The organism is Streptomyces sp. NPDC059373 (assembly GCF_042751495.1).
In the GTDB taxonomy this organism is placed as follows: domain Bacteria; phylum Actinomycetota; class Actinomycetes; order Streptomycetales; family Streptomycetaceae; genus Actinacidiphila.
Genome location: NZ_JBHYXC010000025.1, coordinates 1 through 14,083 on the forward strand (window position 1 = coordinate 1; position 14,083 = coordinate 14,083).

Here is a 14,083-nt window from a genome sequence, read left to right on the forward strand (position 1 = left end):
GGGGGGGGGGGGGGGGGCGGGGCGGCCCCCCCCCCGACGCAGGGGATCACCTGCTGTTCCTGATCACCTCACACGATCAGGCCTTGCCCTTGGTGACCACCCACGTGCCATGGACCCAGTTGCCGACCGTCTCGTAACCCGAGCGGAAGGAACCGAGCCGGTTCAGCGTCAGGTTGGCCTCGGCGGTGGACTTGACGGGGGTGTAGCTGCCGGCCTCGTCGGCCGAGCCGCCGGTGGTGTTCTCGGCGACGTAGGGGAAGGGGTAGACCGGGCGGGTGGCGGTGGTGTTGCCGCTGCTGTCGACGGACGTGGTCGTCAGGCTGCTGGGGGCGTCGCCCTTGGTGACCCAGTCGGTCAAGGCGGTCAGCGCGTCGAAGGTGTCCGGGCCCTGGCCGCCGCCGCAGTGCGCGACGCCCGGGAGCAGGAACAGCCGGGCGAAGCTCTCGGTCGCCGCGGTGGAGCCCATGACCTTCTCCACGGCCTTGTAGTACGCCATGGTGCCGACGGCCGGGATGTGCTGGTCGCCGAGGCCGTGCCAGAGGATCAGCTTGCCGCCGGCCGCCTTGAACGCCTTGAGGTTCGGGTCGGTCGCGTCGTACATGCCCTCGTTGGGCTGCATGATCTTCTTGTAGTAGGCCTCGGTGAACTTGACGTCCTTGTACGTCAGGGTCGGCTGCGGGCTGTCGAAGATCTGGTAGCGGAGGGTCTCGCGGACGAAGCTGATGTCACCGGAGCCGGCGGTGGCCGTGGCGGGCGTGATGATCCCGGCCCAGTTCAGCTCGGAGCCGCGCAGCTGGTAACCCGGGTACAGCAGCTTGCCGTTCTCGTCGGTCGGGCCCGCGTAGATCCGCCGCAGGGTGGTGACCTGGTCGGCGGTCAGGCAGTAGTCCGCGGAAGTGGACGTCCGGCCGGTCTTGCACTGGATGGTGGCCGGGTCCCAGGTGCAGCTCAGGGGGTCGGCGATGATCCCGTCCGCGGGTGCGTCGCACCCCTTGAGCACGGCCGCGTGGATGTCCGCGAGGTCGGCGTTGGTGATCGTGGCCGGTCCGCCGTCGAGGTAGACGGACTGGGCGGTCCAGGCGTGCGAGAAGGTGTTCAGGGCCGTGAAGTTGTTGGCCGGGGCCCCGGCGATGATGCCGTCGAAGTCGGTCGGGTAGCGCTGAGCCTCGGTCAGCGCCTGGTGGCCGCCCTGCGAACAGCCGTCGAAGTACGAATGGGTGGCGGACTGCCCGTAGTAGACCTTGACGATGGCCTTGGCCGCCTGGGCGAGCTCGTGGTCGGACTTGTAGCCGAAGTCGGCGCGCAGGGTGGGGTCGGTGGAGAACAGTCCGCCGCCCTGGTAGTGGCCCTCGTCGCTGGAGGCGACGGCGAAGGCACCGCTGGTCAGCGGGGCGCAGCCGCTGGAGGCGGGGGCACTGGTCACGTTCACGTTGCCGCAGAGGCCGCCGCAGCCGACCTGGAGGTAGTTGGCCTGCCAGCCGGTCTCGGGCAGCTTTATCTCGAAGTGGATCTGCGGGGCGATCACGCCCTTCACGTCGCAGGCCGCCCAGGTGCCGAGCGTGTTGCTGCCGGCGGCCAGCTCGGTGGCCGAGGTGATTTCGAAGGGCACGTCGGGAACGGCGGCCGCCAGGTCCTGTGTTGCGACGCCGGCGCAGGACATGGCCGGCGCGATGCCGGAGGACGTACTGCTCGTCGCGCCGGCGTCGGCCGCGCTGGCGGGGCTGCCGGCCGGCAGCAGCAGAGCCGCGGCGGCCACCAGTCCGGCGGCGGCGGTGACCGCGGTGATGGCTCGTGCTCGGGACAGGCATGGGAACAGGCGAGGTCGCCTCATGCGAGTTCCTTTCCGGAGGAAGGGATGAAAGACGGCAAGCCGGACCCGCCCGGCGTGGCTCTGGGCGCGAAGCAGCCGTGGGCGGGTCAACGGTGCCGTGGCGGATGACCGTAGCGACGCCGAAGCATGGCGGCAATACGGAGGACAAAATTGTTGACAATCTTGTTGCTCTAGATTTAGGTTCGACAGGCACTCACTCAGGGAGGGCACGATGGCGGAAGACCCCCGTCCAGGCACCGGGGAGCAGGCCAAGCAGCACGCACTGGCGATGCTCAGGCAGGCGATCATGCGCGGCGACATGGCACCGGCTCAGCGGCTGGTGGAGAACGAACTCGCCGAGCAGTTCGGTGTGACGCGGGCCAGCATCCGGGCGGCGCTGATCGACCTGGCGTCCGAGGGGCTGGTCGAGCGGATCCGCAACCGCGGATCACGGGTGCGGGTGGTGACCGTCGAGGAAGCCGTGGCCATCACCGAATGCCGCATGGCCCTCGAAGCGTTGTGCGCCGCCAAGGCGGCCGTCGCGGCCGGCGACGAGCAGCTGACCGAACTGGCGGACCTCGGCGCGGCGATGTCCAAGGCCGTCGCCGACGGCGAGCCGGTGACCTACTCCGAGCTCAACCACCAACTGCACGACCGGATCAGGGAGTTCTCCGGTCAGCAGGTGGCCGTGGAACTGCTGGAGCGGCTCAACGCGCAGCTGGTGCGTCATCGTTTCCAGCTCGCGCTGCGCCCGGGTCGCCCGCAGCAGTCCCTGAACGAGCATCTGGCCATGATCGAAGCGATCACGGCCAGGGACCCGCAGGCAGCCGAATCGGCCGTCCGTGCCCACCTCTGCAGTGTGATCGACGCGCTTCGCGACTGACAGCACCGGGGGCGGGCGCACAACTGTCACCAAGGAGATCTGAGCAATGACGCACGGCAATGCGCCCGCCACCCCACGATCGACACTTGTCGTCACCGCGCACGCGGGGGACTTCGTGTGGCGTGCGGGGGGAGCCATCGCCCTGGCCGCCTCCCGGGGGGAGAAGGTCACCATCGCGTGCCTGACCTTCGGCGAGCGCGGTGAGTCCGCCAAGGCATGGCGCGAGGGCAAGAAGCTGGACGAGATCAAGGCGATACGCCGCGACGAGGCCGAGCGCGCGGCCGCGACACTCGGCGCCGAGGTGCGCTTCTTCGACGCGGGCGACTACCCGCTCCTCGTCAGCCCCGAACTCACCGACCAGCTGGTCGAGATCTACCGCGAGACCCAGCCGGACGTCGTCCTCACCCACCCGACCGAGGACCCCTACAACGGTGACCACCGGGCCGCCAACCGGATGGCACTGGAGGCCCGCGTCCTCGCCCAGGCCGTCGGCTACCCCGGCCCGGGCGAGATCATCGGCGCCCCGCCGGTCTTCTACTTCGAGCCGCACCAGCCCGAGATGAGCGGGTTCAAGCCCGAGGTCCTGCTCGACATCACCGAGGTGTGGGAGACCAAGCGCAAGGCCATGGAGTGCCTCGGCGCCCAGCAGCACCTGTGGGACTACTACACCGACCTCGCCGTCCGCCGCGGCGTCCAGCTCAAACGCAACGCCGGCCCCAACCTGGGCCTGGCCCACAAGACCACGGCCGAGGCGTACATGCGTCCCTACCCGCAGATCGCGAAGGAGCTGGCATAAACATGGGCGGCGTGATCGTCACCAACCCCCCGAAGGCGGACGCCAAGGACGTCGAGGCGCTGGCCGCCTTCGGCGTGGCCACCGTCAGCGAGGCCATGGGCCGCACCGGTCTGCTCGGACCGGAGATCCGCCCGGTCCAGCAGGGCGTACGGGTCGCGGGCACCGCGGTCACCGTGCTCGGCTGGCCCGGCGACAACCTCATGATCCACGCGGCCGTGGAGCAGTGCGGAGAGGGCGACATCCTGGTCGTCACCACCACCTCCCCGTGCACGGACGGCCTGTTCGGCGAACTCTTCGCCACCGCGCTGCAGCAGCGCGGGGTCCGCGGCGTCGTCCTCAGCACGGGCATCCGCGACACCCAGGAACTGCGGGACATGGGCTTCGCCGGCTGGTCCCGCGCCGTCTCCTCCCAGGGCACCGTCAAGGCCACCGGCGGGTCGGTCAACGTGCCGGTCGCCATCGACGGCCAGGTCGTCCGCCCCGGTGACGTGATCGTCGCCGACGACGACGGCGTGGTGGTCGTACCGCGCGAGAAGGCCCGCGAGACCGCGGAGAAGTCCGAGGCCCGCGAGGCCAAGGAGGCCGCCACCCGCGCCGCCTTCCTCGAAGGACAGCTCGGCCTGGACCGCTACGGACTGCGCGACACCCTCAAGCGCCTCGGCGTCGAGTACAAGACGTACGAGGAGTACACCGGAGCCGGGTCGTGACCGGGCCCGCGGAGGTGCGCTGCATGCTCATGCGCGGCGGCACCTCCAAGGGCGCCTACTTCCTCGCCGAAGACCTGCCCGCCGACCCCGCCGTACGCGACGAGCTGCTGCTGCGGGTCATGGGCAGCCCCGATCCACGCCAGATCGACGGCCTGGGCGGAGCCCACCCGCTGACCAGCAAGGTCGCGGTCGTCTCCGCCTCCGCTCACCCCGACGCCGACGTCGATTACCTCTTCCTCCAAGTGGCGGTGGACAAGCCCGAGGTGACGGACCGTCAGAACTGCGGCAACATCCTCGCCGGGATCGGCCCCTTCGCCGTCGAGCGGGGCCTGGTGGCCGCGGAGGACGGCGAGACCTCGGTGCGCATCCGGATGCTCAACAGCGGGGACTTCGCCACTGCGACCTTCCCGACGCCGGGCAGGCGCGTCTCGTACACCGGCTCGGCGGAGATCTCCGGCGTTCCGGGCACGGCCGCGCCCGTGGTGATCGAGTTCCCGCCGGGCGGCAGCCCCTTGCTCCCTACCGGCCGTCCCCGCGACATCGTCGCGGGGACCGAGGTGACCTGCGTGGACAACGGCATGCCGACCGTGCTGATCGCCGCATCCTCGCTCAAGGTCACCGGCTACGAGGACCCGCAGGAGCTGGAGGCCGACGCGGCCCTCACAGAGCGCCTCCGTGAAATCCGGCTGGAGGCGGGCCGGTTGATGGGCCTCGGTGCTGCCGAGGACACCACCGTGCCCAAGCTCACGCTGCTGGCACCGCCACTGCACGGCGGCGCCGTCATGACACGCACCTTCATTCCGGTGCGCTGCCACACCTCCATCGGCGTACTGGGCGCCGCGAGCGTGGCCGCCGGGCTACGCGTGGCGGGCAGCGTCGCCGACGGCATGGTCCGCGTATCCGCTCAAAGCGACCGGATTCGCATCGAACATCCCAGTGGATTCCTGGACATCGAAAGCAGTGTCCAACCCGAAGGCGCCGGGGCCGCTCCCGTGGCCCGCCGCACCGCCGTCGTACGCACCGCGCGCAAGATCTTCGACGGCCTTGTTTTCCCCCCGGTCCCCCGGTCCCCCGGGTCCCACCAGTCCCCCCGCTCCTAAGGAGACGAAGATGACTCCGCCCCTCGGAGACATCGCCCACCTCGGGCATGTCGAACTGCTCACCCCGGACCTCGACTCCAGCGTCCAGTTCTTCACCGACTACCTCGGTCTGACCGTCAACGGCCACTCCGGCGACTCCGTTTACCTGCGGACCTGGGACGACTACGAGCACCACAGCATCAAGCTCACCGCCCACTCGACCTCGGGCATCCGCCGCACCGCCCTGCGCGCCTCCAGCGAGGAGGCCCTCCAGCGCCGGGTCAAGGAGATCGAGAACGCCGGACGCGCGGGCCGCTGGGTCGAGGACGAGCCCGGCATCGGCCGGCTCTTCGTCACCACCGACCCCGACGGCCACGAGTACGCCCTGTACTGGGAGACCGAGTGGTACCAGGCGCCGGACGCGCTGAAGCCGGCCCTGAAGAACCAGCCCCAGGCCAAGCCCGGCCACGGAGTGGGCGTGCGCCGCCTGGACCACGTCAACTTCCTCGCCGCCGACGTCGCGCCCAACGGCGACTTCGTCCGCGACGCGCTCGGCGCCCGCCCCACGGAGCAGATCCAGCTCAACAGCGGCAAGATCGCCGCCCAGTGGCTGACCTTCAGCAGCAAGTCGTACGACATCGTCTACACCGAGGACTGGACCGGCTCGAACGGACGCCTACACCACATCGCGTTCGCCACGGACACCCGCGAGGACATCCTGCGCGCCGCCGACCTGGCCATCGACACCGGCGTGTTCATCGAGACCGGCCCGCACAAGCACGCCATCCAGCAGACGTTCTTCCTGTACGTCTACGAGCCGGGCGGCAACCGCATCGAGCTGTGCAACCCGCTCACCCGCCTCGTCCTGGCCCCCGACTGGCCGCTGGTCACCTGGACCGAGGACGAGCGGAAGAAGGGCCAGGCCTGGGGCCTGAAGACCATCGAGTCCTTCCACACCCACGGCACACCGCCCGTCGGGTAACGCACCCTCCTCACGTATCCGGGGCATCCCCCGGACCTGGGCGCGGATTGTTCCTGAGATTGTTGACAAAACCGTTGACACTCACCAACCGGGTCCTTAGCGTCTAGCCCACCATTCGGGTCAGCCGCACCCGCCGTGACGACCCGCTCCGCTCATCCCCCTCCTGGGACACACCCCCCGGACGAAGGAAACAACGATGTCTCCCTCCCGTGCTCTGCCCGCCGGCGGCGCAAGACTGGCCACCCTGGTCGTCGGCCTGTGCTGGCTGGTCGTCCTCTTCGACGGCCTCGACCAGTTCATCTACGGCTCCGTGCTGCCGCACATGCTGGAGACCAAGGCGCTCGGCATCGACCCCGGCAAGGCCGGGGACATCGGGTCCTACGCCAACGCCGGTGTGCTGATCGGAGCCCTGCTCTCCGGCACCGTCAGCGACTGGGTCGGCCGCAAGAAGACGATCATCGCCTCGACCGCCGTCTTCTCCCTGGCCTCCGCCGTCTGCGCCTCCGCCTCCAGCCTCGGCGGCTTCACCCTCGGCCGCTTCCTGGCCGGCCTCGGCCTCGGTGGCCTACTGCCGGCCGCGATCACCATGGTCAGTGAGTACGCCCCGCGCGGCCGCGGCGCCCTGATCATCGGCTCTCTGATGACCGCCCATCAGGCCGGCGGTATCGTCGCCGGATTCGTGGCGCTGTGGACCGGCGACTGGCGCGTCTCGTTCTGGATCTGCGTGGCCCCGCTCTTCGTCGGCGTCCCGCTGGTCCTCAGGTTCCTGCCCGAGTCGATGGCCTTCCTCCAGGCCAAGGGCAGGACCGAGGACGCCCTGGCGCTCGCTGACCGCTACGGCGTCGAGCTTGCCGCCCGGGACAAGGACCGTCCGGTCGCCGAGGAGCGCTGGAGCGCGCTCACCGCCCTGTTCCGTGGCGGCGTGTGGGTCCAGACCCTGTTCTTCTGGCTGGCCTCCTTCGGCGGCCTCCTGCTGGTCTACGGCGTCTCTCAGTGGCTGCCGTCGATGATGCGCGCCGCCGGCTACGACCTCGGCTCCTCGATCAGCTTCGTCATCGTCATCAACGCAGGCGGCATCGTCGGCATGCTGATCGGCGGCAGGCTCACCGACAAGTTCGGCGGCTCGCGCATCGCCGCACTCTGGTTCGGTGCCACCGCCGTCGGTATCTACCTGCTCAGCGTCCACATGTCGCTGCCCCTCACGTACATCGTGGTCTTCCTGACCGGCATGTTCCTCTTCAGCGCCCAGGCGATGATCTACGCCACCGTCGCCGCCCGCTCCGACGCCGAGAACCGGGGCACCGCGGTCGGCTGGGTCTCCGGCATGGGCCGGTTCGGCGCCATCTTCGGCCCGTGGCTCGGTGGCCGGCTGCTCGCCACCGGCTCGCACACCGCGGGCTTCACCGCCTTCGCCATCGCGGGCGTCTGGTCGCTGGTGTTCGTCAGCCTGACCGGCCTGCGCCGCGTCCGGTCGACGTCGCAGGCCGGCACCCCGCAGCTGTCCCCCACCGGCTGACCACGCTGACGTGCCTGGGCCGGATCAGCCCGCCCAGGCACGTCAGCTTCTCCGATCGCCAGACGCCAGGGCCGTGTTATTGTCACCCCCGTCAACGAACAGGAAACCTGTTGATCTGACCGCCCAAGAGGGCGGCATATCCCCCTGTTTGCCCGAACGGAGCCGCATGTCCCTCCTGGCCCGGCCGGCGGTGGCCTCCTTTGCCGCCAAGGCGATGCAACGTCTCGTTCTGGTGGCCCGACGAGCCGACCGGCAGGGTGCCGAGGCTGCCCCGCTCAGTCCCTTTCCGGAGTTTCCGCGCCACATACGTGAGTTGACGATCCCGACCTCGGTCGCCCCGGCCCGGGTCGTGGTGTACATGCCCACGACCGAGGGCGCACCTCCGCCAGTCCACGTCAACTTCCACGGCGGCGGGTACGTCATGCCGCTGACGGAGATGGACGACCCGTTCTGCCGGTACGTCGCCGCGGAGGCGGGTGTGGCCGTGATCAACGTCGACTACGCCCTCGCCCCGCAACACAGATTTCCCGCCCCGCCCCGGCAGGCGTTCGAGGTCGTCCGATGGATCGCCTCGCAGGGCGCCGAGCAGGGTTGGGACGGCAGCCGGCTCTCCGTGGGCGGCCAGAGCGCCGGCGGCGGCATCGCCGCGGCGGTCGCGCGCCAGGCTCTCGAGCAGGGTGGACCTTCGATCGCACTCCAGGTTCTCCACTACCCACCGCTCGACCTCGCGACGAGCGCCAGGGACAAACGCGCCGCTGTCGCGAAGCCGATGCTGCGCCCATGGATGGCGGACATCTTCGACAGCGCATACGTGCCGGACCCGCGGGAGCGCGCCGACCGCCTTGTATCGCCCGCCAATCCCGCAGACGCCGCGGATCTCAAGGGCATCGCCCCGGCACTCGTCATCACGGCGGAGTTCGACCTCCTGAGGGCGGAGGGAGAACGCTACGCCGAACGCCTCCGGAAGGCCGGTGCCCTGGTCGAACACCACGACGTACCCAAGGCCGACCATGGGTACGACGGCAAGGACATCGAAAAGGCCCGGCAGACCTATGGCCTGATCGCACGCCATGTCAGGCGGGCCACCGAGCCCGGGACCTCCGCGTCCGCGGAGTGATCCGTCATTCCTGCGGAGGACCTGCGACCGGATTGCGTACTGCATTCTGAGTAGCCCGCATTGTCGGCAGGTGCACGACGACGGGAGAGGCCCTGTCCTGGAGCCTGGTGAGGTACCCGAGACCAGATCTGGAGACCTCTGCCCGTGGCTATTCTTCTCTCTCGACTGGGCCGTCTGGCCTTCCGGCGGCGCTGGTACGTCGCCTTGCTCTGGGTGGCGGTGCTGGGCGCTGTCGGGTTCGGTGCGGCCACGGCGCCCGCTGCCCCCGATACGGCGTCCACCATGCCGGGCATCGAGTCCCAGAAGGCATTCGACCTGATGGAACAGCGCTTCCCCGGCGCCACGGCCAACGGGGCGAACGCGCGGGTCGTCTTCGTCGCTCCCGACGGGCAGAAGGTCACCACTGCCAAGAACCGGGCGGCCATCAACAAGGCCGTGACGGAGGCGGCCGACGGGACTCAGGTCGCCAGTGCGGTGAGCCCCTTCCAGGCGAAGGCGGTGAGCAAGGACGCCTCGACGGCGTACGCGACCGTCACCTACAAGGTGAAGGCCGCCGACCTCACCGACGCCGACAAGAAGACGCTGACCGACGCGATACAGCAGGCCCGGGACGCGGGCCTGACCGTCGAGGTCGGCGGGACCGCGCTGGCGACCCAGCCCTCGGCGGGCGGGGCGGCCGAGGGCCCCCGACCGGAGAACCGATGATCACCAGCTTGAAGCGGTACGTGGCCGACCATCCCCGCGCCGTCGACGTGATGTTCATCCTGGTGGTGTTCAGCCTCGCCGTCCTCGGCAGCGCGATCGTCCTCCGGCAGCCCGGCGGCGAGCAGATCGCCTGGTGGCCCGGTGTGCTGCTGGGGGCATCGGCTCCGCGGCCCTGTGGTGGCTTCGCAGCCACCCCCGCACCGTCGTGGCGGTGACCGCGGTCTGCGCCAATACCGCCAGCGCCGCGGGCTTTCTGATCACTCCCCTGCTGCTCGCACCGCTCATGGTCGCGCTGTACGCGCTGGCCATGTACACCGATCGCAGGACGGGCCGTATCGCCCTGTTCGCCGTCGTCACCGTGCTGGTGAGCACGGCACTCGTCGACGACCACGACGGCTACTCGTGGGCCCTCAAGACGATCGGCCCCGTCTGCTGGGTGCTGGGGCCGATCGCCTGGGGCACCGCGACCCGGCTGCGAGGCGCCTACCTGGAGGCCGCGCAGGCCCGCGCCGAGTACGCCGAACGCACCCGCGAGGAGGAGGCACGGCACCGGGTCGCCGAGGAACGTATGCGCATCGCCCGCGAGCTGCACGACGTCGTCGCCCACCACCTCGCCCTGGCCAACGCCCAGGCCAGTACCGCCGCGCACCTCGCGCGCACCCATCCCGACCAGGTCCAGAAGATCCTCACCGGCCTGGCCGGCACCACGTCCTCGGCACTGCGCGAACTCAAGGCCACGGTCGGCCTCCTGCGGCAGGCGAACGACGCCGACGCGCCGCTGGAACCGTCCCCCGGGCTCGACCGGCTTCCCGAGCTCACCGCCGCGTTCGCGTCCGCCGGGCTCGGGGTCACCGTCACCACCGAGGGCGAGCCACAGCAGCTCTCCCCCGGGGCGGACCTGACGGCGTTCCGGATCGTGCAGGAGGCACTCACCAACGTCAGTAAGCACGCCGCCACGGACAAGGCAGGCGTACGGCTCGTCCACGCCCACAACCGGCTGACCATCACCGTCAGCGACGACGGAGTGGGCACCGCCTCCACCACTCCGCTGCCGGGCCACGGCTTCGGCCTCATCGGCATGCGCGAGCGCGCCCTTTCCGTCGGCGGCCACCTCCAGGCCGGCCACCGCCCCGGCGGCGGCTTCGAGGTCACCGCGGAGCTGCCGCTGCACCCCAGCACCACGGAACCGGAAGAAGACCGAAGTCGATGACCATCCGCGTCCTGCTCGCCGACGACCAGGCCCTCCTGCGGGTCACCTTCCGGATCCTGATCGACTCCTGCGCCGACATGGACGTCGTCGCCGAAGCCGCCGACGGAAAGGAAGCGGTCGAACTCACCCGCGTCCACCAGCCCGACATCGTCGTCATGGACATCCGCATGCCCGGCACCGACGGCCTGACCGCCACCAACACCATCTGCGCCGACCCGGAGCTGTCCGCCACCCGCGTCCTCATCCTCACCACCTTCGAGATCGACGAATACGTCGCCCAGGCGCTCCGCGCCGGCGCGAGCGGCTTCCTCGGCAAGGACGTCGACGCCGACACGCTCCTCACCGCCATCCGCACCGTGGCCTCCGGCGACGCCCTTCTCTCCCCCCTCGCCACCCGCGCCCTCATCAGCCGCTTCCTCGCCACACCCGAACCCGGCGCCGACCTGGCGCCCCCCGAGAGCCTCGCCGCCCCCACCGCCCGCGAACGCGAAGTGATGGCCCTGGCGGCCGAGGGCCTCTCCAACGCCGAAATCGCCGAACGGCTCGTCGTCAGTCCACTGACCGTACGCACCCACGTCCACCGCGCCATGACGAAGGTCAACGCCCGCGACCGCGCCCAACTGGTCGTCATCGCCTACCAGTCCGGCCTCGTACAGCCCACACCGCCGCCTTCGCGTTGACCGCTGACCGCCGCCTTACTGGGCATGGTGCGCGGCACGAAGTTCGTCGACGACCACCCCGAGCTGCGCCAACTGCCCGACACGCTCGGCCCGCTGGGCGCCTTCCTGGCCTCGGACCGCGCCCGCTTCGTCACCGGCGACGTCTCGGGCGGCTCCTACATGCGGAACTACCCGTCAGAAGACGATGTCCGGGGCCTGGAGGACGATGCGCAGCAGCTCGTCGGCACGGTCGGCATCGACCTCGGAGCGGAACCATACGTTGTTCTTCGGGCTGGTGGCCGGATCATCCGCGACCAGTACCCAGAGCAGCAGACCCCAGAGCACTGTGGGGGAATGACCGGCCAGTTGGACGCCGAGACCCACCGGTACGGCGACGCCTATGCGGGCTGGTGGAGGGCTGTCGAAATCGGGCCGGGCGAAGTCCGAGGCGTCGTTGCCCCCGAGGACCAGCGGGGTGTCCCTGACCTTGAGCCAGTGCACCTCGATGCCCTGGGCGACCCGGCCGAGTGCGACCGACAGCCAGCCCCGCACGGTCCTCTCCGGGTCGGGGAGCCAGCTCAGTGGGCCTTCGGGGTCGGTGATGCGGTGAAGGTCGTCCTGCGGAGGCCCGAACTTCGGGTTCTCGACGGCCTCACCGACCACGTTGCCGTCCCGGTCCACAAGCCACCAGCGGCGGATCGACTCCGGCGGCGACCAGGTTTCCGAGGAGTAGTCCCCGTCGATCTCGTAGATCCAGCGATCCCCGTTGTCAGCGCCGGTCGGCAGTGGAAGGTCCTGCAGTCCGTCCGGCAGCGTCTCCGGGGGCCATGCGTCCTGCGGCGTGTTCGGCCGGGGCCGTCGCCTGCGCTCGAAGATGCCCATTCCCTGTCCTCCCCCCTCGACCGGTCCGACCGGCCGGGCCTGGACAGACATCCTGCCCCGTGCGGAGCGTGGTCAGGCGCGGAATCGAGGATCGTCCCGCCGGGCGCTCAGGTGCCCGGACGGTCCAACAGTCGCTCGTGGTAGACGGCGGGTCCGGGACCCGGTCATCCGCCGGCGCATCGCCTGGTGCTGGTCCAAGGTCAAGATCATGCGCTACCTCGGCTACCGAGTCCTCACCGGCTGGCTCAAGGGCGCCCAGCCCGGACCGGAGGCCTCCATCTCCAAGCTCTTCTGGAGCGAGTACCAACACCAAGGCATGCACGCCCAGGTCCCCGTCGGCCGCCCGCCGCTGCTTACGTACCGAACGGACGACCCCGGAGCAGCGAACTCCTCCGGCTCATGGTCGACGACCTGCCAGATCGCCTTCTCCGGCACCATCTACGCCGGGACCTCGCAGGTCCAGCGCAACATCCTCGCCCGACCAGGCCACCCTGGCGGTTACAGAGCGTTACGAGTCAGCCACTCGTCAGAGTCGTACGCATCCCTCGCCGGGTCCGGCGTCGTGGCCGGAAGCTCCTGGATCATGTCCTCGGGGCGGATTCGCTCCGGGAGTCTGCCGAACCGAGCGTGACGCGCCTTCTCGGCCGCGTCATGAACCTTCTCCGTATGCGTCAATCCTGTCGCCTCCTCGGCCTCTCCAACGCAGTGCCGGAGGCTGCTGTTCCCGGGCGGCTGCGTACGAACACCGAGCGCGTCGTGGTGGAGGTCACGCCGCAGCCGCGAGCGCCGGGGCCAGGGCGCGGCGTACGAAGTCGCCCGCGGCGTCCATCGCCGCGTCGGCCTCGTCAAGCCGGCCGGTGCCGGCGAATCGCTGGAAGACGTGCGGGAGTCCGGGGCGGACCTGGAGGTCGACGGGGACGTCGAAGGCGGCGGCGCGGGCTGCCAGCCGGATCGCGTCGTCGAGGAGGATCTCGTGCGAGCCGACCTGGACGAGGAGCGGGGGCAGGCCGCCGAGGTCGGCCGCCAGGCCGGGGCTGGCCAGGGCGGACCGGGGGTCGGCGGCGCGGAGGTAGTCGGCGGCGCCGTGGCGGAGGACGTCCGCGGTGAGGACGAGGTCGTCCTCGGCCCTGGCGGTGACGGAGGCGCCGGAGAGGGTGAGGTCGGACCACGGGGAGAAGGCCACCACGGCCGACGGCAGGGGCAGCCCCGCGTCCCGCGCGGCGACGAGGGCCGCCACGGCGAGGCCGCCGCCCGCGGAGTCACCCGCGACGGCGATCCGCGAGGGCGGCACTCCCTCGTCGAGCAGGGCGCGATACGCGGCCACGGCGTCCTGTACGGCGGTCGGGAAGGGGTGCTCGGGCGCCAGCCGGTACCCGACGGAAATACCCCGTCCCCCCGCTCGCGCCGCCAGGCCCGCCGCGAGGGCCACCCCCGCCGCCGCCGAGCCGAGGACGTAGGCGCCCCCGTGGAAGAACAGGACGACCGGCGCGGAGCGGCCGATACCCGGCGGCTCGGCGAACACGACGGGCACGCCGCCGAGTCGGCCGTCCGCCGTCGTGGTTCCGTCCGGAAGCGGGGTCGCCGCCCGCATCGCGTCGAAGAGGCGCCGCTGCTCGGCGAGATCGGGCGCGGGGTCCGGCAGAGTGCGGTTGCGCAACATGTGCTGAAGGGCTTCGATCTGTGTCTGCGTCATGCCCTCACCGTGCCGCCACCGGGCCACCGTGAGAATCGGACCGG

Annotated in this window: 14 protein-coding genes and 1 pseudogene; 12 read left to right on the forward strand and 3 right to left on the reverse strand. The window is 70.5% G+C overall.

Features of this window, described 5'->3' with window-relative positions:
- Positions 1-76: 76 nt before the first annotated feature.
- Positions 77-1,831 carry a tannase/feruloyl esterase family alpha/beta hydrolase gene (locus ACFXJ5_RS27690; RefSeq protein ID WP_384636575.1) on the reverse strand — a complete coding sequence of 585 codons (1,755 nt, stop codon included), beginning with the start codon at positions 1,829-1,831 and terminating at the stop codon, positions 77-79.
- A gap of 211 nt (positions 1,832-2,042) precedes the next feature.
- Here ACFXJ5_RS27690 and ACFXJ5_RS27695 point away from each other — a divergent pair, with 211 nt between their 5' ends.
- From ACFXJ5_RS27695 to ACFXJ5_RS27745, 11 genes and pseudogenes are all read left to right on the forward strand, one after another.
- Positions 2,043-2,693, forward strand: a complete 651-nt coding sequence (locus ACFXJ5_RS27695; RefSeq protein ID WP_384636578.1) for a GntR family transcriptional regulator — start codon at positions 2,043-2,045, stop codon at positions 2,691-2,693.
- A 46-nt stretch (positions 2,694-2,739) separates the two neighbouring features.
- Positions 2,740-3,489 (forward strand): PIG-L deacetylase family protein, encoded by a 750-nt coding sequence (locus ACFXJ5_RS27700; RefSeq protein WP_384636581.1) that lies wholly within the window; start codon positions 2,740-2,742, stop codon positions 3,487-3,489.
- Positions 3,490-3,491: 2 nt separating this feature from the next.
- Positions 3,492-4,196, forward strand: coding sequence for a 4-carboxy-4-hydroxy-2-oxoadipate aldolase/oxaloacetate decarboxylase (locus ACFXJ5_RS27705; protein WP_384636584.1), 705 nt, complete (start codon positions 3,492-3,494; stop codon positions 4,194-4,196).
- Complete coding sequence (locus ACFXJ5_RS27710; RefSeq protein WP_384636587.1) at positions 4,193-5,296, forward strand: 4-oxalomesaconate tautomerase; 1,104 nt, start codon at positions 4,193-4,195, stop codon at positions 5,294-5,296. Before ACFXJ5_RS27705 ends, ACFXJ5_RS27710 begins: the two co-directional genes overlap by 4 nt.
- Positions 5,297-5,306: 10 nt before the next feature.
- On the forward strand, positions 5,307-6,257 hold the full coding sequence (locus tag ACFXJ5_RS27715; protein ID WP_384636590.1) for a catechol 2,3-dioxygenase: 951 nt from the start codon (positions 5,307-5,309) through the stop codon (positions 6,255-6,257).
- 196 nt (positions 6,258-6,453) lie between these two features.
- Positions 6,454-7,773: an MFS transporter gene (locus ACFXJ5_RS27720; RefSeq protein ID WP_384636593.1), complete on the forward strand. Its 1,320-nt coding sequence runs from the start codon at positions 6,454-6,456 to the stop codon at positions 7,771-7,773.
- A 166-nt stretch (positions 7,774-7,939) separates the two neighbouring features.
- Positions 7,940-8,890: an alpha/beta hydrolase gene (locus ACFXJ5_RS27725; RefSeq protein WP_384636596.1), complete on the forward strand. Its 951-nt coding sequence runs from the start codon at positions 7,940-7,942 to the stop codon at positions 8,888-8,890.
- A 144-nt stretch (positions 8,891-9,034) separates the two neighbouring features.
- A pseudogene (locus tag ACFXJ5_RS27730) lies at positions 9,035-9,571 on the forward strand (MMPL family transporter); the annotation flags it as partial.
- A 20-nt stretch (positions 9,572-9,591) separates the two neighbouring features.
- Positions 9,592-9,810 (forward strand): hypothetical protein, encoded by a 219-nt coding sequence (locus tag ACFXJ5_RS27735; protein WP_384636599.1) that lies wholly within the window; start codon positions 9,592-9,594, stop codon positions 9,808-9,810.
- Positions 9,807-10,805, forward strand: a complete 999-nt coding sequence (locus ACFXJ5_RS27740) for a sensor histidine kinase (protein WP_384636602.1) — start codon at positions 9,807-9,809, stop codon at positions 10,803-10,805. The genes ACFXJ5_RS27735 and ACFXJ5_RS27740 overlap by 4 nt, the downstream gene beginning before the upstream one ends.
- Entirely contained in the window at positions 10,802-11,485 is a 684-nt protein-coding gene (locus ACFXJ5_RS27745) for a response regulator (RefSeq protein ID WP_384636605.1), read from the forward strand. The genes ACFXJ5_RS27740 and ACFXJ5_RS27745 overlap by 4 nt, the downstream gene beginning before the upstream one ends.
- Before the next feature lie 174 nt (positions 11,486-11,659).
- Here the strand turns inward: ACFXJ5_RS27745 and ACFXJ5_RS27750 are convergent, their stop codons facing one another.
- Positions 11,660-12,346 (reverse strand): hypothetical protein, encoded by a 687-nt coding sequence (locus tag ACFXJ5_RS27750; protein ID WP_384636608.1) that lies wholly within the window; start codon positions 12,344-12,346, stop codon positions 11,660-11,662.
- Here ACFXJ5_RS27750 and ACFXJ5_RS27755 point away from each other — a divergent pair.
- Positions 12,339-12,977 carry an acyl-CoA dehydrogenase family protein gene (locus ACFXJ5_RS27755; protein WP_384636611.1) on the forward strand — a complete coding sequence of 213 codons (639 nt, stop codon included), beginning with the start codon at positions 12,339-12,341 and terminating at the stop codon, positions 12,975-12,977. The genes ACFXJ5_RS27750 and ACFXJ5_RS27755 overlap by 8 nt on opposite strands.
- Before the next feature lie 135 nt (positions 12,978-13,112).
- On the opposite strand, the gene ACFXJ5_RS27760 is transcribed toward ACFXJ5_RS27755, so the two are convergent.
- Positions 13,113-14,039 (reverse strand): alpha/beta hydrolase, encoded by a 927-nt coding sequence (locus ACFXJ5_RS27760; protein WP_384636614.1) that lies wholly within the window; start codon positions 14,037-14,039, stop codon positions 13,113-13,115.
- Positions 14,040-14,083: the final 44 nt, after the last annotated feature.

Excerpts from the sequence above, each read along its gene's own strand:
- ACFXJ5_RS27690 (WP_384636575.1), bottom strand. The coding sequence starts at position 1,831 with ATGAGGCGACCTCGCCTGTTCCCATGCCTGTCCCGAGCACGAGCCATC.
- ACFXJ5_RS27695 (WP_384636578.1), top strand. The coding sequence starts at position 2,043 with ATGGCGGAAGACCCCCGTCCAGGCACCGGGGAGCAGGCCAAGCAGCAC.
- ACFXJ5_RS27700 (WP_384636581.1), top strand. The coding sequence starts at position 2,740 with ATGACGCACGGCAATGCGCCCGCCACCCCACGATCGACACTTGTCGTC.
- ACFXJ5_RS27705 (WP_384636584.1), top strand. The coding sequence starts at position 3,492 with ATGGGCGGCGTGATCGTCACCAACCCCCCGAAGGCGGACGCCAAGGAC.
- ACFXJ5_RS27715 (WP_384636590.1), top strand. The coding sequence starts at position 5,307 with ATGACTCCGCCCCTCGGAGACATCGCCCACCTCGGGCATGTCGAACTG.
- ACFXJ5_RS27720 (WP_384636593.1), top strand. The coding sequence starts at position 6,454 with ATGTCTCCCTCCCGTGCTCTGCCCGCCGGCGGCGCAAGACTGGCCACC.
- ACFXJ5_RS27725 (WP_384636596.1), top strand. The coding sequence starts at position 7,940 with ATGTCCCTCCTGGCCCGGCCGGCGGTGGCCTCCTTTGCCGCCAAGGCG.
- ACFXJ5_RS27735 (WP_384636599.1), top strand. The coding sequence starts at position 9,592 with ATGATCACCAGCTTGAAGCGGTACGTGGCCGACCATCCCCGCGCCGTC.
- ACFXJ5_RS27745 (WP_384636605.1), top strand. The coding sequence starts at position 10,802 with ATGACCATCCGCGTCCTGCTCGCCGACGACCAGGCCCTCCTGCGGGTC.
- ACFXJ5_RS27755 (WP_384636611.1), top strand. The coding sequence starts at position 12,339 with ATGCCCATTCCCTGTCCTCCCCCCTCGACCGGTCCGACCGGCCGGGCC.
- ACFXJ5_RS27750 (WP_384636608.1), bottom strand. The coding sequence starts at position 12,346 with ATGGGCATCTTCGAGCGCAGGCGACGGCCCCGGCCGAACACGCCGCAG.
- ACFXJ5_RS27760 (WP_384636614.1), bottom strand. The coding sequence starts at position 14,039 with ATGACGCAGACACAGATCGAAGCCCTTCAGCACATGTTGCGCAACCGC.